At 66.9% G+C, this 20,488-nt stretch carries 18 protein-coding genes and 1 pseudogene; 11 read left to right on the forward strand and 8 right to left on the reverse strand.

All coding sequences use genetic code 11. From position 1 onward, the window contains the following. Positions 1–107 precede the first annotated feature (107 nt). The 3 genes from AC4LGL_RS23265 (at position 108) to AC4LGL_RS23275 (ending at position 4,141) form a co-directional block, all read left to right on the forward strand. Positions 108–1,292, forward strand: a complete 1,185-nt coding sequence (locus AC4LGL_RS23265) for a hypothetical protein (protein WP_491840833.1) — start codon at positions 108–110, stop codon at positions 1,290–1,292. Between the two features lie 64 nt (positions 1,293–1,356). After that, a complete protein-coding gene (locus AC4LGL_RS23270; RefSeq protein WP_491840834.1) occupies positions 1,357–2,658 on the forward strand; it encodes an acyltransferase family protein in 1,302 nt (433 codons plus the stop codon). Between the two features lie 85 nt (positions 2,659–2,743). Further along, positions 2,744–4,141 carry an HNH endonuclease signature motif containing protein gene (locus AC4LGL_RS23275; protein WP_491840835.1) on the forward strand — a complete coding sequence of 466 codons (1,398 nt, stop codon included), beginning with the start codon at positions 2,744–2,746 and terminating at the stop codon, positions 4,139–4,141. A 23-nt stretch (positions 4,142–4,164) separates the two neighbouring features. Here AC4LGL_RS23275 and AC4LGL_RS23280 read toward each other — a convergent pair whose 3' ends face one another. Next, complete coding sequence (locus AC4LGL_RS23280) at positions 4,165–5,118, reverse strand: LysR family transcriptional regulator (RefSeq protein WP_491840978.1); 954 nt, start codon at positions 5,116–5,118, stop codon at positions 4,165–4,167. 122 nt (positions 5,119–5,240) lie between these two features. Here AC4LGL_RS23280 and AC4LGL_RS23285 point away from each other — a divergent pair, with 122 nt between their 5' ends. From AC4LGL_RS23285 to AC4LGL_RS23300, 4 genes are read left to right on the forward strand one after another with little or no spacing between them, the layout of a single operon-like run. Beyond that, a complete protein-coding gene (locus tag AC4LGL_RS23285; protein WP_491840836.1) occupies positions 5,241–6,116 on the forward strand; it encodes an SDR family NAD(P)-dependent oxidoreductase in 876 nt (291 codons plus the stop codon). Position 6,117: 1 nt separating this feature from the next. After that, positions 6,118–7,269, forward strand: coding sequence for a sulfotransferase family protein (locus tag AC4LGL_RS23290; protein ID WP_491840837.1), 1,152 nt, complete (start codon positions 6,118–6,120; stop codon positions 7,267–7,269). Then, the gene (locus AC4LGL_RS23295; protein ID WP_491840838.1) at positions 7,259–8,332 is read left to right on the forward strand and encodes a DUF7064 domain-containing protein; all 1,074 of its coding nucleotides are present in this window, start codon (positions 7,259–7,261) and stop codon (positions 8,330–8,332) included. Before AC4LGL_RS23290 ends, AC4LGL_RS23295 begins: the two co-directional genes overlap by 11 nt. Further along, complete coding sequence (locus AC4LGL_RS23300; RefSeq protein WP_491840839.1) at positions 8,319–9,089, forward strand: SDR family NAD(P)-dependent oxidoreductase; 771 nt, start codon at positions 8,319–8,321, stop codon at positions 9,087–9,089. Before AC4LGL_RS23295 ends, AC4LGL_RS23300 begins: the two co-directional genes overlap by 14 nt. Before the next feature lie 17 nt (positions 9,090–9,106). Here AC4LGL_RS23300 and aceA read toward each other — a convergent pair whose 3' ends face one another. Continuing rightward, positions 9,107–11,386, reverse strand: a complete 2,280-nt coding sequence (gene aceA / locus AC4LGL_RS23305) for an isocitrate lyase ICL2 (protein ID WP_491840840.1) — start codon at positions 11,384–11,386, stop codon at positions 9,107–9,109. Between the two features lie 207 nt (positions 11,387–11,593). On the opposite strand from aceA, the gene AC4LGL_RS23310 reads away from it, so the two are divergent. Beyond that, a complete protein-coding gene (locus tag AC4LGL_RS23310) occupies positions 11,594–11,749 on the forward strand; it encodes a hypothetical protein (RefSeq protein ID WP_463793627.1) in 156 nt (51 codons plus the stop codon). Then, a complete protein-coding gene (locus AC4LGL_RS23315; protein ID WP_463793772.1) occupies positions 11,746–12,141 on the forward strand; it encodes a DUF4267 domain-containing protein in 396 nt (131 codons plus the stop codon). Before AC4LGL_RS23310 ends, AC4LGL_RS23315 begins: the two co-directional genes overlap by 4 nt. Here the strand turns inward: AC4LGL_RS23315 and AC4LGL_RS23320 are convergent. Then, a pseudogene (locus AC4LGL_RS23320) lies at positions 12,138–13,402 on the reverse strand (spinster family MFS transporter). The gene AC4LGL_RS23315 and the pseudogene AC4LGL_RS23320 sit on opposite strands and share 4 nt — an antisense overlap. Next, positions 13,395–14,249 (reverse strand): SDR family oxidoreductase, encoded by an 855-nt coding sequence (locus AC4LGL_RS23325; RefSeq protein WP_491840979.1) that lies wholly within the window; start codon positions 14,247–14,249, stop codon positions 13,395–13,397. Before AC4LGL_RS23325 ends, AC4LGL_RS23320 begins: the two are co-directional and overlap by 8 nt. Before the next feature lie 174 nt (positions 14,250–14,423). On the opposite strand from AC4LGL_RS23325, the gene AC4LGL_RS23330 reads away from it, so the two are divergent. Beyond that, entirely contained in the window at positions 14,424–15,353 is a 930-nt protein-coding gene (locus AC4LGL_RS23330) for a DUF7159 family protein (RefSeq protein WP_491840841.1), read from the forward strand. Positions 15,354–15,361: 8 nt separating this feature from the next. On the opposite strand, the gene AC4LGL_RS23335 is transcribed toward AC4LGL_RS23330, so the two are convergent. Continuing rightward, positions 15,362–16,678, reverse strand: coding sequence for a Dyp-type peroxidase (locus AC4LGL_RS23335; RefSeq protein ID WP_491840842.1), 1,317 nt, complete (start codon positions 16,676–16,678; stop codon positions 15,362–15,364). A 5-nt stretch (positions 16,679–16,683) separates the two neighbouring features. After that, entirely contained in the window at positions 16,684–17,244 is a 561-nt protein-coding gene (locus AC4LGL_RS23340; RefSeq protein WP_491840843.1) for a hypothetical protein, read from the reverse strand. A 322-nt stretch (positions 17,245–17,566) separates the two neighbouring features. On the opposite strand from AC4LGL_RS23340, the gene AC4LGL_RS23345 reads away from it, so the two are divergent. After that, positions 17,567–18,451 carry an esterase family protein gene (locus tag AC4LGL_RS23345; RefSeq protein ID WP_491840844.1) on the forward strand — a complete coding sequence of 295 codons (885 nt, stop codon included), beginning with the start codon at positions 17,567–17,569 and terminating at the stop codon, positions 18,449–18,451. Here the strand turns inward: AC4LGL_RS23345 and AC4LGL_RS23350 are convergent. Both AC4LGL_RS23350 and AC4LGL_RS23355 read right to left on the reverse strand, forming a co-directional pair. Continuing rightward, positions 18,362–19,870: an AMP-binding protein gene (locus AC4LGL_RS23350; protein ID WP_491840845.1), complete on the reverse strand. Its 1,509-nt coding sequence runs from the start codon at positions 19,868–19,870 to the stop codon at positions 18,362–18,364. The two genes, AC4LGL_RS23345 and AC4LGL_RS23350, sit on opposite strands and share 90 nt — an antisense overlap. Then, positions 19,867–20,439 carry a TetR/AcrR family transcriptional regulator gene (locus AC4LGL_RS23355; RefSeq protein WP_491840846.1) on the reverse strand — a complete coding sequence of 191 codons (573 nt, stop codon included), beginning with the start codon at positions 20,437–20,439 and terminating at the stop codon, positions 19,867–19,869. The genes AC4LGL_RS23350 and AC4LGL_RS23355 overlap by 4 nt, the downstream gene beginning before the upstream one ends. Between the last annotated feature and the right edge of the window lie 49 nt (positions 20,440–20,488).

A 20,488-nucleotide genomic window follows, 5' to 3' on the forward strand; every position in this document is an offset into this window, starting at 1 on the left:
CTCAGCCCACGCCCTCGGTCGGATAGGGATACCCGGGCCGGTCGGGAAGCTTGATGTCGACGTAGCTGCGCGGTGGCAGCGTCGATCCAGGCTCCTACACTGCCAGGATGCTCACACGGGCGCGGATGGTGGCCGCGACGCTGGTGGTGGTGCTCGGACTGCTGTCCCTGGTCCATGTGCTCTACATCGGGTTCGGGCCCCTGCCTGACCGGGCGGAACGTCAACTCGGATTCCTCGACTCAGCCCTGGATTCAGGCCGTGACACCGAAATGCAGGGCCTCTTCCCGGAGGGCGAATACTTCACCAGGGTGCTGACCGGTCTGGCGGAGGCTCAGGTCGCCGCGCGGCTCGGCGCAGACCCGCGATCCGCCGGTTATCTGGCCCGGGCCAGGACCCGGCTGGCAGCCATCGAAGCCCCGGAATCTGTCGCGGTATTCGGCAGCGGAATGGTCCCGGAGCACGGAATGTTCGCAGCGGGCTGGTCACTTGCGTTGGCTGCCGCCATCGCACGGGCTTCGGGCTCCGATGCCGACCGTGCAGCAGTGCGGGACCGGGCCGGTGTCGTGCATTCAGCTCTGGGGCAAACGGATTCACCATTCCCTGCCAGCTATCCGGGGCAATTCTGGCCGTGTGATTCGGTCGTGGCAGCGGGAGCGCTCGCCCAGGCGATCTCACTGCTCGATCTGCCGTGGCGCCAGGATCTGGCCGACTGGCGCGAGCGGGCGTTGGCCGCCGCCGATCCGGACACGGGCCTGCTGCCGCACCAGGTCGATGCCCGCGCCCACGCGCTCACCGGACCACGAGGGTCTTCACAAGCCATCGTCCAGACCTTCTGGCCCTCGGTCGATGACGTGGTCGGAATCAAAGACGATCAGTGGCAGCGGTTTTCCGACAGGTTCGTCACGAGCAAGGCCGGCCTGGCCGGAATTCTGGAGTACCCGTCCGGCACCGACGGCGACGCAGACGTCGACAGTGGCCCATTGATCTTCGGAGTGAGCCTGAGTGCCTCGGCCGTCGGATTGGCGGCGGCGCAAGCCAACGGCGACCGAGACCTGGCCGGCCGGCTGACTCGGCAGGTCGAGCTGGTCGGGCTGCCGGTGGGTATTCGCACCACGCGCTATCTGTTCGGTGTTCTCCCCGTGGCTGATGCGTTCATCGCGTGGGCGCGCACGGTACCCCCGAATGAGGTGACACTGAATGCGGGCTCGGGGCGGTCGGCGTGGTTTGTGGTGTGGGCCGTGCCCCCGGCGTTGCTGCTCGCGGCGGGCCTGATGCTGTGGCCACGAAGGTGACGGCCGGGAAAACAAGGTAGGACTACGCATCCCTCACCGCCCTCTTGCCCGGCAGACTGAACCCATGGCAAGCCCTGATGTGGTGCCGTCGGTAGACGCCGCAACCCACGACACCAAACCAGAACGCGACCGCGCCGTCGATGTGGCACGTCTGGGCGCCCTGCTCGTGGTGATATTCGGGCACTGCGCACTGCTGCTGGCGACCATCGACTCCAGTGGTGTGCGGGTCGGCAACATCCTCGGCGCCTTGCCCGCGCTGGCCCCGGTCACCTGGGTGCTGCAGGTGATGCCGCTGTTCTTCATGGCTGGTGGGGCCGCGGGTGCTTACAGCTGGCGCGACGGACGACCCTGGGGTGAATGGCTGCTCGCCCGCGCCCAGCGACTGTGCCGGCCGGTGTTGTGGTACCTGGCCATGTGGACGGTCGTCCTCCTCGTGGTGCGCGCGACGATGGGTGCCGCATCCGCATCAGCCCTCGGGCGCGAATGCGTGGCGCTGCTGTGGTTTCTGGGCGTCTATCTGGTGGCGCTTGCGTTCGTTCCGGCGCTGATGCGCTTGACCACCGGCCGGGCGCTGGCGTGGGTGGTCGCCGGACTGCTCGCGGCGTCCGGGGTGGTGGATGCCATCCGGTTCGCAGTCGGTACGCCGGAGGCCGGCACCGCCAACCTGATCGTCGTCTGGCTGATCCCGGTCGTGATCGGGGTGGCCTACGCGCGGCACCTGATCTGTGCGCTGCGGGCGCTGGTGATCGCGGTCGTCGCTTTCAGCGCGCAGGTAATCGTCGCTCTCACGGGCATTTACGACGTCTCCCTGGTTGTCACTGGAACGGAGCGGGTGTCGAACGTGTCGCCGCCGACGCTGCTGCTGGCACTGCACTGCATCTGGATGTCGTGCCTGTTCATCGCCGCTGCGAATCCGATCCGGCGCTGGGCGGCCAGGCCCCGGGTCTGGCGCGTGGTGGCGACGGGGAACGGCGGTGCCATGACGCTGTACCTGTGGCACATCCCAGTGATCGCGATCGCCGCGTTCAGCCTGCACGCCGTCGGTCTCGACGCTTTCAATCCGTATGCTCCTGGCTTCTGGGCCCACCTGGCGCTGCGCGCAGTGGTTTTCGCTGTTCTTATGGCGGTCGCCTTCCGGCTGCTGTCGCCGCTGGAGCATCGCCCGTTGCCGTGGTGGGACAGCCGCGTTCAGATTCGGGGCGCGCGGTCGGTGCTGACCGGTGTGCTGCTGTGCGTGGCCGGCGCCGCGTTGACGCTGATGGCCAAGAACGGGCTCGACGGTGTGCTGGGCTGGTCGGCGCTCGGCGGATTCGCCCTCGCATGCGTCGCTGCGCGAGCCAGTGCAGGGTGGGTTGTCAAGGCCTAATTCTCCTGTGGGGCAATATCTGTGGATGAATCGAGCGTTGTGGATAACTTCTTCGGCTGTCGGTTGACAGCGATAGAATTCGAACATGCTTGCGAAGGCCATCTCTGATCGAGAGTCGGTGATGGCTGCCTACGACGAGTACGACACCGCCTGCGCGAAACTGGCTGCCCTCCACTATCAGGGGCTGAGCCTGCCCGAGCTTCTGGAGCTACAGTCCCGCCGTGAACACCATCTCAGGTGCTTGCCCGCGGTGGACCACGCCCTGTTGGCCGAGATCCAAACCCGCACCACCCCGGCCGAGATCGGTGCGAAAAGCTGGGCCGATGTGATGGCCATCCGGCTGCGCATCAGCACCAAGGAAGCCAAACGCCGCGTCACCGAAGCCGCTGTCCTGGGCCCGCACACCACTGTCACCGGGGAGTCGCTGGCGCCGGCACTGCCGGCCACCTCCGACGCCCAGGCTGCCGGTGCGATCAACGCCGAGCACGTGGCGGTGATCAAGAAGTTCTTCGCCAAACCGCCTGTGCCGCTCGATGCGGCTACCCACGCCCAGATCGAGGCTGATCTGGCCCGCATCGCCAGCGGCAACAGTCCGGAGATCCTGAAACAGTGCGCTGATCGGATCGCGTTCCTGCTCAACCAGGACGGCACCGAGCCTATCGACGCCGAATGCCGTCGCCACGGTGAGATCGTCATCGGGGCTCAACAAGCCGATGGCACCAGCGAAATCCGTGGCCGACTCACCCCCGAAGCCCGCGCCACCATCCTCCCGATCCTGTCGCGCTACGGCGGCCCGGGCATGTGCAATCCCGCCGACGAATACCCCTGCACCACCGGCACTCCCACCGCCGAGGCCATTGCATCCGACACCCGCACCGCCGCCGAACGCTATCACGATGCGCTGGTCGCCATGGGCCGTAACGTGCTGTCCTCGGGGGAACTGGGCGAGCACAACGGGCTACCGGTATCCATCGTGGTATCCACAACTTTGCGGGAACTGGAAACCAGGACCGGCATCGGACTGGCCACCACCGGCACCGAATTGCCGATCGGCGATGTCATCCGGATGGCCGCCCACGCCCACCATTACCTGGTGATCTACGAAAATCACCGCCAGGTCCCGCTCTATCTGGGCCGGTCCAAGCGCGTCGCCACCCCCGGGCAGCGGATCGTGCTGCACAACCGTGACCGCGGCTGCACCCGGCCCGGCTGTACGTGCTCCACCGATCGTTGCCAGGTCCACCACGGCCGAAAGGACTTCAGCCAAGGTGGATTAACTGATATTGCCGACCTCACCCTGGCTTGCCCCAAGAGCAATCGGCTCGTCCACGACAAGGGTTGGCACACCCGCATCCGCGATGACGGTCGCGTCGAATGGATCCCACCGCCGCTGCTGGACACCGGCCAAGACCGCACCAACCACTACTGGCACCCCGAAGACCTGTTCCATCCACCGGAAGAAGATCGGGAGGCCGACCCCTAACCGTGGGGTCGGGGTTCAACCCGTCACCCGTGCATCGGATTCCACGGCCGGGTGGCCATCAAGTCTGCCGCCCAGGTACCGGACCTGACCAGGGCCGCGACCTCCTCGCGGATGGTGTCACCGATCTTCACACTGAGCTCGCGTGGCAGATCGAGCTGTGCCGTCGCGGCGACGCCGAGCCGTTGAGTGAGCGTCGCGTCCTCAACCGGTGCGAATCGCAAACGCCCGTCGTCGATTTCGCGACGGCACGCTGACAGCGGCAGGACTCCGTAGACCAAACCCGCCTCGATCACATTCTTCATCACCGGAAGCGAATCGGTCGTGATCCGGTGACTGAATTGGACCTTGGCTCGCAACGCCGCATTCTGCAGTGCCATACCGACTCCCGACGACGACCGCGGCACCACAAGCGGCAATCCGACGACATCGCCGAACCCAACGCCGCGCGCGGCGGCGAGGTCCGATTCGGGTCCGCCGACCAGGAACAGTCCTTCTGACAACAACTCTCGATAGAAAACCCGGTCATCGGGGACTGGGTTGACGAGTGCGATGTCGACCGCGCCCTTGAGCATGCCCTCGACCAGATAGTCCGTACTGCCGACGGTCACCGAGAAGGTGGCTTCGGGAAATACCGCAGCCAGGCTTCCGAGCAGGGGTGCGGTCAAGACATCGACCGTCGACTCCGGCAGGCCGAGGCGCAGCGTCCGGTCGAGTCGGGCCAACGGTGTCCCGGCGTACTGGACGGCCAACTCCAATTGGCGCAGCGGCCCCGCGGTCGAGGCGCGAAGTCGCTCGCCTGCCTCGGTCAGCTCGACACCGCGCCGGGTGCGGGTGAACAGCGCGACGCCGAGGTCTTCCTCGAGCAGTTGCAGTTGGCGGCTCAAGGCCGGTTGGGCGATACCGAGCAGTCCGGCCGCGCGCGTGATCGACCGCTCCTCGGCGATGCGCAGGAAGTACTTGAGCCGGTGGGTGTCCATACCCATCGAGATATACCAGCCATCGAATATCGGCATGACTGGATGCCGAAATCGGTATTACCTCTGCGCTCCGCCACGGCCCTAGCGTTTCTCTCGAAGCCATGGTGAGAGGAGCCAACCCCATGACGGTCCAAGACGATGCCGACGCCATCGCCGCCCTGAATCTCGACAGCCTGCCCCGACACATCATCGACAAGCGCGTCACCGAGTTGATGGACCTTTCGGGCAAGAAGGCGTTTGTCACCGGCGCGGGCGGTGACGGGCTGGGCCAGGCGATCGCCAACCGCCTGGCCGGGCTCGGGGCCGATGTCGCATTGATCGGGCGCACTTTCGAGAAGGTTCAACGCCGCGCAGACGAGATCGAGCAGCGGTGGGGAGTCAAGGCGTACCCGGTGAAGGCCGACATGTCCGACTGGGATCAGGTGCACGACGCGATTCACATCGCACACGAGCAGCTGGGCGGCTTGGACATCATGGTCAACAATCCGGTGATGGTGGTCGGTGGCCCGTTCGAGAAACACACGAAGGCCGACATCGACCACACGGTGCTGGGCAGTCTGACCATGATGATGTACGGCGCTCATGCCGCGTTGGAATTCCTACTGCCACAAGGGTCGGGCAAGATCATCAACATCGGCTCGGTCGGCGGCCGCATCCAGCAGCGTGGTTTGGTGGTGTACAACGCGTGCAAGTCGGGCGTTGTCGGGTTCACCCGAAACCTCGCCCATGAAGTCGCGCCACGGGGAGTGAATGTGCTCGGGGTGGCGCCGGGCATCATGATCAAACCGGAGATGATGGAGTACCTGCTCGATCCGAAGACCCCGGCCCACTTCGCGGGTCGCGGCGCGATCCTGGAGGCCATCACCACCCAGGTGCAACTCGGCCGGGCATCGCTGCCGGAGGAGGCGGCCAACATGGTGGCGTTCCTGGCGTCGGAAGCAGCCGATTACCTGTGCGGGCAGACGATCGACGTCGCCGGCGGCCAGTGGATGAACTGAGATGCCGACGACCACCGACCTCAAGGCCAGTGCGATCGAGCAGACGGGGCTGACGGACTTCGGTGACGACTCCTTCGAGGAGGGCCTGACGATCCTGTTGGCGTCGCTGGAGACCGAGGCTCGCCTCAACGCGCGCGGGGAGGCGTTTCTCTATCCGAGGATCGCCGGGTATCTCGCCCAGCGACTGCAGGTCGAAGACTGGTACCGCCGCCACCCGGAGATCGACGAGGTGCCCATCGTGGCTCCCGTCGTCGGAATAGGATTGCCGCGCACGGGTTCCACAGCCCTGTCGATGTTGCTCGCCCAGGACCCTGACGTGCGCTACCTGCGCCGGTGGGAATCCTCGCAGCCTTGCCCACCGCCGTCGACGGTGCGGGGCGACGACCCCCGAATTCCACCCGACAAGGGAGAGATGGTCGGTACGCGGCATCACGTCCCGGCAGCGACGCACGGTCCCATGGAATGCCACGAGTTGATGGCCCTGGACTTCAAGTCGCACCTGTTCCAATCCTTCGCCCAGGTGCCCACGTACTCCACCTGGCTCGTGGAAAAGGCCGATCTGGCAACGACTCTGCAGTATCAGCGCCGGGTGATGAAGCTGTTGCAGTGGGGCGAACCCGAGCGGCCCTGGCGGCTGAAGTGTCCGTCCCACGTGCTGTGGCTGGAGGCGGTGGGCCAGGCGTTCCCGGACGCCAGGTTCGTGATGACGCACCGGGATCCGACCGACGTCATTCTCTCGGTGGCTGACCTGTATGCCGACATCATCGGCACGTTCACCGACGAGATCGACCGGCCCTACATCGGTAGGCTCAACGTCGAGCACTGGTCGCTCGGCATGGACCGTGCGCTGGCGTTTCGTGCCGAAGGCAACAGGGACCGGTTCTACGACATCGATTTTCGGGCCATGCAGGCCGACCCGATCGGCGAGGTCACCGCCCTGTACTCCTGGCTCGGACAGCACGTGACCGACGAATTCGCCGAGCGGATGGACAGCTGGTGGACTGATGCCGCCGCCGAACGCGAGCCCAGCTCCCACGCCGACCCGGCGATGTTCGACCTCGACCTGGATCAGGTGCGGCCCCGCTTCGCCCGGTACGCCGAACACGCCGCCCGTTGGACCACTCACGAGAACAGGAACCCGCATGGCAATTGACCTCACCGGCGGAATCGACCCGTCCCGCGAATTCGTCTTCGCGCAGCGTCCGGACAACCCGGAAATGCGGGATTCCGTGAGCTTTTGGACTGTCGACGACCGCGGCAAGATCGGGTTGCCCCGCATCGGCATCGAGGCGGTCGCGGCGAACTGGGACAACCATGAGATGCAGATCAATCTGGCGTTCCCCGACGGGCGGGTCTACCGCCTGCGCGACGGGGCGCCCTCGTTGCCGGCCGAGGGCCCCGACGGCAGGCCGACGGTTCTCGGCGCGGGTGGGCTGGCCTTCCGCTGCGTCGAGCCGTTCCAGACCTGGACGATGACGTACGAAGGTAAGGCCGTCGAGACGTCGTCGGCCGATCTGGTGGCGGGCACCTCCGATGGCCCCCTGGTAGATGTGGCGTTCCACGTCGAGGCGAACATGGCTGTGCCTCCGTGGATCCAGGGCTCACTGCAGAAGGCAGCAGGGGACCGGATCAAGAACTCGGTGGAGGGCGACCTGATCGGCGGCCCCCGCTATGAGCAGCTGTTCCGGGCGCGCGGATCGGTGACCATCAACGGGGACAGTCAGGACCTCACCGGCAGCGGTCTGCGGATCCGCAGGCAGGGCGTGCGCAAGCTGGGCAGCTTCTGGGGGCATGCCTGGCAGTCGGCGATTTTCCCCAGCGGCAAGGCATTCGGCTATATCGCCTACCCGCCGCGCGACGACGGGCAGCCCACCTTCAACGAGGGGTATCTCTTCACCGGCGACGGTGGCCTGATGCCGGCACGTGCCGTGGAGGCACCGTGGCTGACGAAGCTGCAGGCGCTGGGTGAGGACGTATCGGTGGTGTTGGAAACCGCAGAGGGCCGGGTGCACATCGAGGGGGAGACGGTCTTCTCGACCCACGACATCCACCACAACGACAACACGTTCTCGGTGCGCGAGATGAAGAAGGAGAACCCGAACTTCCCGGCCCTGCAACAGGCCGGAGTGCGCTACCGGTGGGACGGTGAGGAGACCTTCGGCATGCTCGAACGGTCCAACCCGATCGAGAAGATCGACCTCGATGCTCGGGCTTGAGGGCAAGACGTTCATCGTCGCCGGGGGAGCAACGGGCATCGGAGCCGGCACCGCCAAACGGCTGGCCGCAGAGGGCGCGTCGGTGGTCGTCGGCGACGTCAACATGCAGGGCGCCAAAGCCACCGTCGAGACCATCACCGCGTCGGGCGGCGCGGCGATCGCGGTCGAATTCGACCTGGCCGACGACGAATCCGTACGACACCTCGTCGACGCCGCGATCGCCGAGTTCGGCGCGGTCCACGGATTGGACAACGTCGGCGCCGACCTGTCGGAGCACAATCTCGGGCGTGACACCACGATCCTGGACACCCCGCTCGAGGTGTGGCATCGCACCCTCGACGTCAACCTGCTCGGCTTCGTCCGCACCATCCGGGCGGTGCTGCCGCATCTGCTCGAACACGGTGGCGGCAGCATCGTCAACACCTCATCGGGAGGATCGCTCGGCACCGACCCCATGCACGTGGCGTACAACGCCTCCAAGGCCGCGGTCAATCAGCTGACCCGGCACGTGGCGAACAACTACGGGGCCAAAGGGATTCGCAGCAACGCCGTGATGCCGGGCCTGGTCATGGGGGAGACCCAGGAACGGCAGAACGATCAACAGATACAGCAGATGTTCCTGATGGCCGCCAAGGTCACCCGCCTGGGCAGGCCGGCCGACCTGGCCGCTGTCACCGCGTTCCTGCTGTCCGACGAGGCCGAATGGATCAACGGACAGACCTGGTACATCGGCGGCGCATCACACATGCGGCAGTGAGCTGAACCGCCGAAGCCCTAGTCCTCCTTGCGGATCAACCGTCCGAGCGCCTCACGATCAGGTGCCAGCAGTTCATCGATACGGGCCTGGTTCACGTCGGCCACGATGATCTCGCCGACCTCCTGGTACACATCGCTGAAGATACCGTGCGCCTTCATCTTCTCGGTCTGATAGACGTTGTCCTCCGTCGGCGTCACGTAGTAGACGATCTCCGGCTTGAACCGGTGGATCAGCCACACGTGAATGAGGTCCATCAGACGCTTCTTGCGCAGCTTCTCGGCGAAGGTGTTCTGGTCGCGCACCGTCAGGATGTTGCGGCCATGCCGATCCTTGATGGGATCGACGACGACGTTGGCGAGCGGCTCGTCACCGTCGCCGTAGATGCCGAGGTCGAGGACATCCGATCCGGCGCGGCGGGGCCGCAGCTGCACCCGCAGGTTCTCGCCGATCTTGTAGTAATCGCCCCACATCGCCAGCCACTCCTCGAGGAGCTTCTTGGGCACCTCGGTCTGCACCAGATGCTGGTGCTGCGTGGAGCCGGCGCCCATCGCCTTGGTGGTGGCAGTACGGCCCGAAGAGGCGGCCAGCGCCGCGTCGCTGCGCGGACCGCCGACGAGTGTCTGCGGTGTGCGGTAAGGGGATTCGACCAGCCGCATCTTGCGTTGCAGCCGCGCCAGCGCCAGCATGCCCTCCTGCTGCAGGGAGGTCGCGAACTCCTCACATGCCACGCCGTCGACCTGATGGCCACCGTAGGTGATGAAGTTGAAGACGAACCCCATCTTGCCGAGTTCCGCAGGGAACGCCCGCATCTCGTCATCGGTCATGCCGGTGGTGTCCCAGTTGAACGACGGTGACAGGTTGTAGGCCAGCATCTGATCGGGGAACTCGGCGTGGATGGCGTCGGCGAACTGCTTGGCGTCGGCCAGGTCGGCGGTCTTGGTCTCCATCCACAGGATGTCGGCGAACGGCGCGGCCGCCAGCGACTTCGCGATGGCGTACGGAATGCCGCCGCGCACCTGGTAGTAGCCCTCGGGGGTCTTGACCCGCTCGCAGTCCCAGGCCACGTCCGCGCCCAGCTCGCGTGCCTTCTCCTGCGCCGTGTACAACGACGCCCGCGCGGCGAAGTCACGCCAGTCCGCGGCGCTCATCGCGGCCGGCTCACCCTCACCTTCCCGGAACTCCAGCAGCTCGGCGACCGCCTCGCCGTACGTGTTCAGCCCGGCATCGGCCTGCCACGCCTCGACGAACGCCGACTCGACCTTGTCGAACATGGCGTCCACCGAATCACCGGCAACGTGAGCCTTGACGGCTTCGGCGATGGTGTTCGTGAGGCCCTCGCGTTCCAGCCAGGCCTCGGCGGTCGCATATTCGCCGGCGGGCAGCGCATAGAGCAGATGCCCGTTGAGTTCGGTGACGCCGAGATCGTAGAACCGGCGCACCATGGCCAGGAAACACGACTTGTACGTCGGCACCGTCAGGTTCGTCGCCCCCAGCAGGAAAGGCTGGTCACGCTCGTCGGCGCGGCTGTCGATCAGGTTGGCGGCCTCGGCGTCGGTGCGGGCGACGATGATGCCGGGCACTCGCATGATGTCCAGCTGGAACCGGGCGGTGTTGAGCCGTTTGATCTGCTCATCCGAGGGCACCAGCACCTTGCCGCCCTGGTGGCCGCACTTCTTGGTACCGGGACGCTGATCTTCGATGTGGTAACCCGGCACCCCGGACTCGACGAAGCGGCGGATCAGGTTGCGCACATGCGGATCGCCGCCGTGACCGGTGTCGGCATCGGCGATGATGAACGGCCGGTAGTCGACGGCCGGGGTGGCTGCGCGCTGTTCCGGGGTCATCCGCAGCCGTAGGTACTGCTGATTGCGGTCGGCGGTCAGCAGTGCCCGGACCAGCCCGGCCGCCTCGTCGGGCACCTGGCTCAGCGGGTAGCTGGCGAGGTCGGGTCCGGGGTCCTCGCTGATGGATCCCTTGGCCGAGGTGGCCCATCCACCCAGGTAGATCCCTCTGATCCCCATCCGTTTCATCGCGACCGCCTGACCCGGCGAGTACGGCCCGAAGGTGGTGATGCTCAGCTTTTGGGCGAACAGATCGCGAAGATAGGGAAAGAACGCGGTGGCGGCCTCACGGGCCACCGGATAGTCCGACGGGATCGTGCCTCGCTGCTCGGCGACCTGACGCGCCGAATACAGGCGGGTGATACCGGCGAACCGAGGACTGTCGATGTAGACCTGCGTGGCCTCGACGTCCTCCCGGAACGGTGACGTCTCTGCGTTGGCTTCGATGGTGGCCATGGGTTTGCTCCTCTTCGAGCTCGGCTTCCTCGATTATCGCGGTGGAGACGATTCGAGGGACCGGTTGCGGAAAAATCGTCGCCATGGCGGCCGGCCCCCACGTCCGGGCAGCTTCGAAAAGCTCTGTATTCCAGCCAGTTTGACAAGCGGTTTCGCAGGCTTCGCCAAGCCGCGGTAGTCGTCTCGATTCCGCCCTACCATCGGGGTATGCCGAAGCTGACCAAAAAGGTGAAATCGCTGTTCAGTAGGCGTCGACCAGTCACGCGTGAAGATGCCGCAGAGATCGCCGACTGGCTCAACGAGGGAGGTGCGCTCCATCCCGACGGACCGCCGACGGTCATCGATCCGAAGAAGAAACGCTGATGGCCGACTGGGCCGCGCTGGCCGCCGGTGCCATCCGATTCGCGTCGGGAGTCTCGTTCCTCGTCGACCCCAAGCGGGCCGACCGGTGGTGGGGTGCCCGGGAGACACCAGATGCAACTGCGCAGCTGATGTGGCGGTCGATGGGATATCGCGACGCGCTGATCGGCGGACTGCTGTTGACGGCGGGACTGCGCGGCAGGGACACCCGCGGCTGGTTTTTGGCCTCCGGCGGCGCTGACGCCGCAGACCTGCTCGGCGGGGTGGCGGTACACGACCAGCTGCCCCGGTCACAGCAGATCATCGGGCTCGGGGGAGCGGTCGTCGGCATCGCCGTCGGGCTGTGGGGCGCCACCCGACGCCGGGCGCGTGCCGAGGGCACCCCGACGGACTAGTTGTTCGTCTCGATGAGGTCGCTGCGGTACCAGCGGGCGGCGACGAGATAACAGCCCATGGCCAGCAGCTGCAGCACCGGAACCAGGATCAGCAGCGCCCGGCCCAGCGCGTGCACGCCGAGATCGGCGGTCAGGGCGTCACTGATCAGTCCGGTGACGAACGGGCCGATGGACCCGAGAATGGCGTTGAAGAACAGGAAGATCGCCGACGCGGTGGCCCGTTGCGCCGGCAGTACCAGGCGGTGGATGGCGGCAATGGACGGCGCCAGGTATGCCGTGCCGATGACGTAGCTGAGTGCCAGGAACCACACGCACGCCAGGCGGCTTTCGACGGTGAACGCCAACACAGAAGCCGGCAGGAGCAACGCCGTCGTCGCCACGACGATCCACAGCAGCCAGCGCGGGTCGCGCACCGCCAGCCGATCGGCCAGCCGGCCCACGATCAGCAGCCCGAGCACCCCGGCCAGCCCGGTGGCCAGGCCGTACTCCCACCCGACCTCACTGAGTGACATGGAACGCGTCCGCATCAGGAAGGCCGGCGAGAACGTGGTCAGCGAGTAACCGGCGGCCGAGACAAATGCGGTCCCACCGATGACGGCCAGGAAGCTGCGCTTGCGCAGCAGCCCCCACCACCTGTCGGTCACGTCCTGCTCCTGGTGTTCCGCAACCGGCAGTGACTGGCGGGCTCCGACGATCAACAACACCAGTGGGGCGAACACCACGCTGAACGCGCCGATCGCCACGAAAGCCGTTCGCCACCCCAGGTTTTCGGCCAACAGACCGCCGCCGATCAGGCTGGCGCCGCTGGCCAGCGGAATCGAGAACGTGATGACCGCCAGGGGTGCCGCGCGACGCTCCGGGGGAAGTTGCGGGCCACATAGGCATGTGCGGCCGGGGTGCTACCTGCCTCGCCGACCGCGACGCCCACCCGGGTGAGCGCGAGCTGAAAGCCGGACTGCACGGCACCGCCGAGCATGGTCATGGTGCCCCACAGTGTCAGACACCCGGCGATCACCGCGCCGAACGCTCCGCGGTCGGCAACCCGGGCCACCGCGACGCCGAGGACCGCGTACACGATCAGGAAGCCGAACCCGTTGATCACCCCGATCGCGGTGTCCGACAGGGCAAGTTCGTGTTTGATCGGTTCGGCCAGCACCGAGGGCAGGAACCGGTCGACGTAGTTGAGGGTTCCGACCAGGGTCAGCAGCGCGACCGCGGCCCACGCTCGCCGCCGCCCGTGGGCAGGGCCCGTATCACCCATGTCGTACGCCGCGGGCGAACCGCCACAGATATCGCGGCAGACGGCGCAGCGGCACCGCCGTGGGCCACTCCTGGGGGCGGAAGAAGGCGTCGGAGCCGCCGTCGACGAAAATCACACTGCCGCAGAGGAAATCGGCCGAGTCTGACAGCATGAAACACATCCAGTCAGCGAGATGGCCTGCGTCGCCGTATCCGCCGATCGGTACCGGGAACTTCCGCACGGCGGCACCCTCGCGCGGATCGGCGAGTTGGGCCTGCAGAAGTGGAGTCAGGATGGCGCCGGGGGCCAACGCGTTCAGGCGGATACCCGCACCGGCCCATTCCGCGGAGACCGCATTGACCCGCAGCCAGCGACTCACCGCGATCTTGGACGCCGCGTACATGATGGCCGACCCGTTGCGGCCCAGCAGACGCAGCGAGCGGACCGCCCGGTCGGTGTCGCGCGCCGACAATGCCCGGATGGTCCGGCGGGGAACCACCGGCACCGTTGTCGTCGAATTGCTGGAAATCACCACGACTTTGGCGCGGTCCGCATTGGCCAGCGCGGGCTGCCAGCCCTCGAGGAGTTCGACCACGCCCAGGAAGTTGACCTCGGCGATCAACCGGTTGCGGTCAGCGCCTGGGCCCGGGCCGAGCCCGGCGGCCAGCACCGCCCCGTCGAGCACTCCGCCGCACGCCGCCAGGACGCCGTCGGCAGCCGCCCGCCGTCCCTGCGGCGTGGACAGGTCGGCAACCACATCGCCTTCTTTGAGGTCCACACCGATCACGGTGTGCCCGAGATCCTGGAGCCGTCGGGCCGCCTGCAAGCCCATGCCGGATGCGGATCCGGTGACCGCGTATGTGCCGATGATCGCCTCCTTGCCGCCCGGATTCGGGCTGGTTCGGCGGCCAAAATAGCATCCGGGTGAATTCTCGGTGCCCAGCCGGTTACCGACCCCTTCTCCCGGATGCCGATGCCTGCGACCCGTCATACGCTCGTCGCGGCCGGGTGCCGGTCATACGAGAAGAATCGAGGGCGCAGGGTGAAGACAGTGCTGGGGCTGTCGGTGACTTCACACGGCATCGCCTGGGCACTCGTCGACGGCGACAGCCCCACCGCAGACCTCACCCCGCTCGATGCCGATGCCTTCGACGTCGAGGTCGCCGGTGACCTGGCCGGCCGAGCGGCGGCCGCTGCCCGCAGTGCACAGGCCATCGCGGCTGCCAGTGGTCAGAAGGTGGTGGCGATCGGCGTATGTGCGGCCGGCGTCGTCTCCGATCACGGCGAGGACGACCCGGTGGCCGAGCTCTTCGAGCTGCTCGCCGCCGCCGGGTTCGACGACGTGCGGATGGTCCCGGGACAATCCGGCACCGCCGCCCGGGCTGCCGCGCTGGCGGTCGTGACCGACGCGGTCGCCAGGACGCCGAGGCTCGCCGCGCCCCGGACCGTGTCGCCACGCAGGCACAACGCGGTGCGGGCGATGGCCGCGACTGCCGCGGCGGTCGCGGTGGGACTACTCACCGTCGGCTCGCAATTCGTCGAACCGGTGCCGGATCCGGCCGCCGCTGACTCCGGCGTCACCGCGGCTGCGGAGCCGCAACTCGTCACCGTCATCACCCCGCGGGACGTTCCCCGGTCGGTGGCGGAGTCGCCTGCCGAGCCGGACGTCTCGATCCAAGCGGCCGAACGCGCCGAGCGGGCGCCGATCGCCGAACCGGTCTCAGTGGTCGAAACCGCTGTGCCCCACGTCGTTCCGGCAGCCCTCCCGCACCTTCCGGCCGCGCAGCCACACCTACCCGCACCCGCTGCTCTACCCGCTGCCGAACCGCACATCGCGGCCGACCCGTTGCCCGGACCCGTATTTCCCGCGGCGCTTCCGGCCGTCCAACCGAGCCCGGCTGTCCAACCGAGCCCGGTGCCCCAACCGAGCCCGGCGCCGGCAGGCCTGTGGTTCCTCGGCGCGATGCCGTAGGGCCCGAATTACGGCAGGCCCGCCAGATACCGCAGTCCCGACATGCCCGGCAGGAAGAAGTACGCCCCACCCCGCAGTGTGGTGAACGCCGGTATTCCCTTGTGCACTTTACGTATCGGGCGTTTCGGAACAGTGAAATCGAGAGTGCCGTCCTGGGTGCCGCAGATCGGGTCGTGCTCGTTGCCCAGTTCGTGGAACGACTTGTCGTTGATCCATACGTTCTGCGCGAACTCGAACTGGCGCACCAGGTCGGCGCAGATGATGAACGCCGCGATGCCGCGATCCACCCCGTCATCGGCGGCGCCGTCGGGGAGTGCGGGACCATAGGTGGCGCCGCGCCGGATCATCCGGCGGCGGTTCATGTAGTGAGCGGTGTCGCGTGGGTTGAGCCGGCGCGCATGCGACCCGAGCGGGCACGCATAGCCGAAGGGATCCGTTTCCTTGTAGTTGAAGTCGTTGTTACGCATGGGGTCCGCGCCCAGTTCGGGATCGTCCTGCTCGGGCGCCAGCACCAGGGGCGCACCACTGCGCCACCGGCCCATGAACTTCGCGGCCAGCAGTTCCTCGGCTTCCGGCGAATCTGACCGCTCACGGAGGTAGTCGCGGAACAGCGCGACGTGTTCCTCGAGCCGGCGGTACGCCAGATAACTGCCGTTGCGCGACAACATATCCGGCTTGGGCAGGTTCGCGACCGGTCCGTCCTCATCGGGGTAGCCGAGGATGAACTCTCCGGGTTCGAGCGGGTCGCCGGAACCCGGCGTGGGCTCTTCGCCGGAGCCCTTCATCACCGGTTGCGACAGCCGATCGCGGTATCCGAAGTGATCATGGGCGTAGTTGAACGGCGGGGTCGCATTCAGGTCGAGGTAGGACAGGCTGCGCACCCCGGGGGTCCGGTCGAGCAGCTTGTCGTGCTCCGCGATGGAGCGACGGTACTGCTCGTCGGTGCGGGAGAACAGGATCGCGATCGCATGCAGATCGTCGCCGGCCAGGCCGCCCAACCAGTGCTCGGGGGCGGCCGCGCCGGTGTCGCCGAGGATCGGGGCGCGCCGTGCCATACCTTCCCGGAATGCGTCCGGGAAGGTGGCCAGCGACTCCTCGTCGACGCCGAGTGCCCGCAGTCCGGTCCAGGTGAAGGCCAGCGTGACCCAGCGGTCGGATTCGTCCATGGTGGCCTTGGCATCCGCGGCCGAGGACACCTTGTCCAGCAGTTCGGTGAGCCAGGCCCGGCCGCCCTCAGGGGTGTCGAAGGTCAGGAACTCGTAGCGCCCGGTGATGGCCGGTGTGCGGGTCAGCAGGATGTGCTGGATGTCCTCGAACTCGAGCACGGCCGTTATTGCATCTGGTCGAGCATGGTGGAGAAGGCGGACTTGAGGCGCAGGGCCTTCTTGATCTCGTCGGCGGTGACGTAGGGGTACTCACCGTATTCGAGGAAGCTCGGCACCTGGTGGGCCCGGACGAACTCGATGAACGCCTGCGGGTTCTCCTTCCAGTCCTCGGGGAAGCCCTCCAGGTTGGTGAACACCGTGGTGATGCCGGTAGCGCTGAACAATTGCACGGCGTCTTCGGTGTACTTGTCGAAGTCGGTGTCGAAGATGCCCTGGTATTGGAAATGCAGGCCCGAGCCGACGTCGAACAGTTGCCAGCGCAAGTAGTGCAGCCGCAGTGGCGCAAGGACTTCAGGGCTCTCGGCGACGGCTTCCTCGATCTGCTTGCTGTACGCGCGCACCGCCTCCTCACGGCCTTCCTTCACCTTGGCGATGATGGAAAACCCGTGGCAGGCGGGCGTTCTCGGGTAGGTCGGGCCGTATCGACCCTCCTTGAGTTCGAAATAGCCCTCCGGCGGGATGGCCATCGCGGCGGGCTTGGTCCAGTCAGGCTGATCGGTAGTCATCTAGAACCCCCAGGTGCGCTCAGGTAACGCCGAACGCTAGCACCGTCGTGCCGCCCGAAACGTGGATTGCATTGACGCGCCGTCAAATTTGCCGAGGCATTTCGAGGAAAACCCGGAAAACACCCGTTCTCGGCGTATTGTCCGCTGTGTCGGGGCCGTTGAGGGGTTGGCCACGAGGCAATGATGATGATCGTCGCGAAGTGGAGCAGGGTTGTTGCCGTGGCGGTAGCTGCCTCGGCATTGACCGGTGGCCTGACAGCGCCGGTGTCCCAAGCGTATTCCAAATGTGCCGGTCGAGATCCTCACCGTACCGTCGGACGCGATGGCTCGCGATGTGCGGGTCGAATTTCTCAGCGGCGGAACAGATTCCCACGCCGTGTATCTGCTCGACAGCATGGAAGCCGGTGATGACCGGAACGGATGGGACATCAACACCGCGGCCTTCGACTGGTTCGACGGGAGCGGAATCTCGGTGGTCATGCCGGTGGGCGGAAAGTCCAGCTTCTACAGCGACTGGTATGCGCCGGCGGTCGGCAACGGCGGTACCTGGACCTACAAATGGGAGACCTTCCTGACGCGGGAGCTACCGGCCTGGCTGGCAATCAACCGGCACGTCGCCCAGACCGGTAACGCCGTGGTGGGGCTGTCGATGGGCGGGTCGTCGGCCCTGGTGCTGGCCGCCTATCACCCACAGCAGTTCAGCTACGCGGGCGCGCTGTCCGGCTTCCTGAATCTGTCGGCCGCGCAGTGGCCCGGCCTGGTCCGGGTCGCGATGAGCTGGAACGGCGGCTTCAATCCGGATGCGATGTGGGGCCCGCCCGGGGACCCGGCCTGGGCCCGCAACGACCCGACGGTGAACGTGGGACGGTTGATCGCCAACGGCACCCGGCTCTGGATCTACTGCGGCAACGGCACGGCCCGGGATCCGTCCCTGGCCAGCCCGAACGCACCGATCGGCGGACTGGGTTTTCTGGAAGGCTTCGCGATCGACTCCAACCGCGCCTTTGCCGACGCCTATCGGGCCGCCGGAGGCACGAATGCGGTGTTCAACTTCCCGGACGGCATCCACAGCTGGGGCTACTGGGGCCAGGAACTGAGCCGGATGAAGCCCGACCTGCTACGTGTGCTCGGCGCCGTCCAGAACAGCACTGCGAGCGAGGGCACGAACCCGGTCCTTGGCGACCTTGCCGTTACCGGTCAGCGGTAGCGCGTCGGTGAACAGCACCACCCGCGGCCGCTTGAAACCCGCGATCGCGCTCCGCACGTGGCTGATCAACTCGTCGGCGGTCGGTCGCTGCGCCGGTTTCGGGACAACCACTGCGCACACGGCTTCGCCCCAGTAGTCATCGGGGACGGAGACCACCGCCACCTGGTCCACCCCGGGATGTCCGGACAGGGCGTCCTCGACCTCGCGGGAGGACACATTCTCACCACCGGTGACGATGATGTCCTTGAGCCGGTCGACTACGAACAACCGTCCGTCGGGGTCGGTACGACCCATGTCGCCGGTGCGCAGCCAACCGTCCTCGGTACTCGCCCCGTCGGGCCAGTAGCCGGGCGTCACCTGGGCGCCGCGCACCACGATCTCGCCCACCTGCCCGGGCGGCAGCAGTCCGGCGTCCGGGTCGGCGATACCGATCTGGACGTCGCCGTGCGGATAGCCCGCGCTGGTGAGCAACTCGGGACGGCCCGCAGCTCCGGCCCGATGGTCCTCGGGGCCGAGAAACGTGATGTTCCCGCCGGTTTCGGTCATCCCGTAGCCCTGGTGGAAGTCGACACCGAGGGTGTCGATCGCCCGGCGCAGCAGATCCAGCGGCATCGCCGCCGACCCGTAGGCGATCGCGTCGAGGGTGGGCAGATCGGTCCCGGTGTGTTCGAGGTGGCCGAGCAGCGAGTGCAGCATCGTCGGCGCCAACGAACATGAGGTAACACCGTGCCTGCGTACCAGCTGCGCGAAACTCTCCGGGCGGTACTGGGCGCACAGGACGACGGTCGCGGCCACCGCGTGCTGGACCAGCATGTTGTAACCGGCGATGTGGCACATCGGAAACGGCAACAGGTAGACCCCGCCCGGCCGCACCGAGCGGCCCGCCACCGAGCCCCGCACCGCGGTGAGAACCGAACGGTGGCTGTGCACAACAGCTTTCGGAACCCCAGTGGATCCGCTGGTGAACAGCAGCCAGGCCGGGTCGTCGGGCCCGGTGCTACCGGTCAGGGGGAGATCGGACTCGGGGGCGGCCCGCCATTCGTCGGATTCGAATGCGACTGTAGGCGTGACGGTGGGTGCGAGAGCCGAAAGGTACCGCTCGTCGCCGAGCAGCAGGGCGGGTCCGGCGGTGGCCAACTGGGCGGCCTGTTCGGCCGGGCTGAGACGTTGATTGATCAGGGTCAGCACCCGTCCGCTGCGCGGCACGCCGTAGTACAACTGGGCGTAGGTGGCACTGTTGTCGGCAACCACGGCCACCCGGTCACCAGGAGCGGTCCGGTCCGCCACCCAGCCCGCGACGCCACGGATCTGGCGATCGAACTCGGCGAATGTCGCGGTGACGCCGTCATCGGTCACCACGGCCGGGCGCCCGGGCGCGCCGGCAGCCGCGGCCGAAACCAATTCGTGCAGCAGGCTCATGCCGGATCCTCCTCAGGCTGATCGAACCGGTCCAGGTAGCGCTGCACGAAATCCTGCGCTGCGGCATGCCCGCGGCTGATGCCCAGACCCTGCTCGAGCACCAGGATGCGGGCCAGGCTCGCCACGATCATCGACATCACCACGGGCGGAAACTCGTCGGTGTCGACACCGTGGGCCCGCAGGGCCGAGGCCATCGCGGCCTCCTCGAGATCCCGGAACCGATCGGCATAGCCCGCGATCTCGCTGCGGATGGCCTTGCGGTGGTTGGCCAGGGCCATGAACTCCATCCACAGCGCCGCACCTTGGGTGTTGTTGAGTTCCCACAGCGCATGCAGCGGAGCGTCCTGGGCGAAGGCTTCCTGCTGCGCGGTGAGGTTCGTCTCGGCGCCGGCCGCCAGGACCGCGATGAACAGGTCGTCCATGGTGGGGAAGTAGTAGTGCACGAGTGCGGGTTTGACCCCGGCCTGCGCGGCCACCCGCCGCGAGGTCGCCGCGGCATAGCCCTCCTCGAGCATGACCTGGGCGGTGGCCCGGATCAGCGCTCGGCGGGTGGTGCTGGGCGGGCTCATCGCACCCTTGACCACGCGCGGCGACGGCTGCTAGACATGGCCTGAGTGT

It is taken from the genome of Mycolicibacterium arcueilense (assembly GCF_058536225.1).

What these genes read in the sequence shown, in the direction of transcription:
- AC4LGL_RS23345 (WP_491840844.1), top strand. Translation starts at nt 17,567, where the DNA reads ATGGCTCGCGATGTGCGGGTCGAATTTCTCAGCGGCGGAACAGATTCC.
- AC4LGL_RS23285 (WP_491840836.1), top strand. Translation starts at nt 5,241, where the DNA reads ATGACGGTCCAAGACGATGCCGACGCCATCGCCGCCCTGAATCTCGAC.
- AC4LGL_RS23355 (WP_491840846.1), bottom strand. Translation starts at nt 20,439, where the DNA reads ATGAGCCCGCCCAGCACCACCCGCCGAGCGCTGATCCGGGCCACCGCC.
- AC4LGL_RS23275 (WP_491840835.1), top strand. Translation starts at nt 2,744, where the DNA reads ATGCTTGCGAAGGCCATCTCTGATCGAGAGTCGGTGATGGCTGCCTAC.
- AC4LGL_RS23310 (WP_463793627.1), top strand. Translation starts at nt 11,594, where the DNA reads ATGCCGAAGCTGACCAAAAAGGTGAAATCGCTGTTCAGTAGGCGTCGA.
- AC4LGL_RS23265 (WP_491840833.1), top strand. Translation starts at nt 108, where the DNA reads ATGCTCACACGGGCGCGGATGGTGGCCGCGACGCTGGTGGTGGTGCTC.
- AC4LGL_RS23340 (WP_491840843.1), bottom strand. Translation starts at nt 17,244, where the DNA reads ATGACTACCGATCAGCCTGACTGGACCAAGCCCGCCGCGATGGCCATC.
- AC4LGL_RS23290 (WP_491840837.1), top strand. Translation starts at nt 6,118, where the DNA reads ATGCCGACGACCACCGACCTCAAGGCCAGTGCGATCGAGCAGACGGGG.
- AC4LGL_RS23350 (WP_491840845.1), bottom strand. Translation starts at nt 19,870, where the DNA reads ATGAGCCTGCTGCACGAATTGGTTTCGGCCGCGGCTGCCGGCGCGCCC.
- AC4LGL_RS23295 (WP_491840838.1), top strand. Translation starts at nt 7,259, where the DNA reads ATGGCAATTGACCTCACCGGCGGAATCGACCCGTCCCGCGAATTCGTC.
- AC4LGL_RS23300 (WP_491840839.1), top strand. Translation starts at nt 8,319, where the DNA reads ATGCTCGGGCTTGAGGGCAAGACGTTCATCGTCGCCGGGGGAGCAACG.
- aceA (WP_491840840.1), bottom strand. Translation starts at nt 11,386, where the DNA reads ATGGCCACCATCGAAGCCAACGCAGAGACGTCACCGTTCCGGGAGGAC.
- AC4LGL_RS23280 (WP_491840978.1), bottom strand. Translation starts at nt 5,118, where the DNA reads ATGGACACCCACCGGCTCAAGTACTTCCTGCGCATCGCCGAGGAGCGG.
- AC4LGL_RS23270 (WP_491840834.1), top strand. Translation starts at nt 1,357, where the DNA reads ATGGCAAGCCCTGATGTGGTGCCGTCGGTAGACGCCGCAACCCACGAC.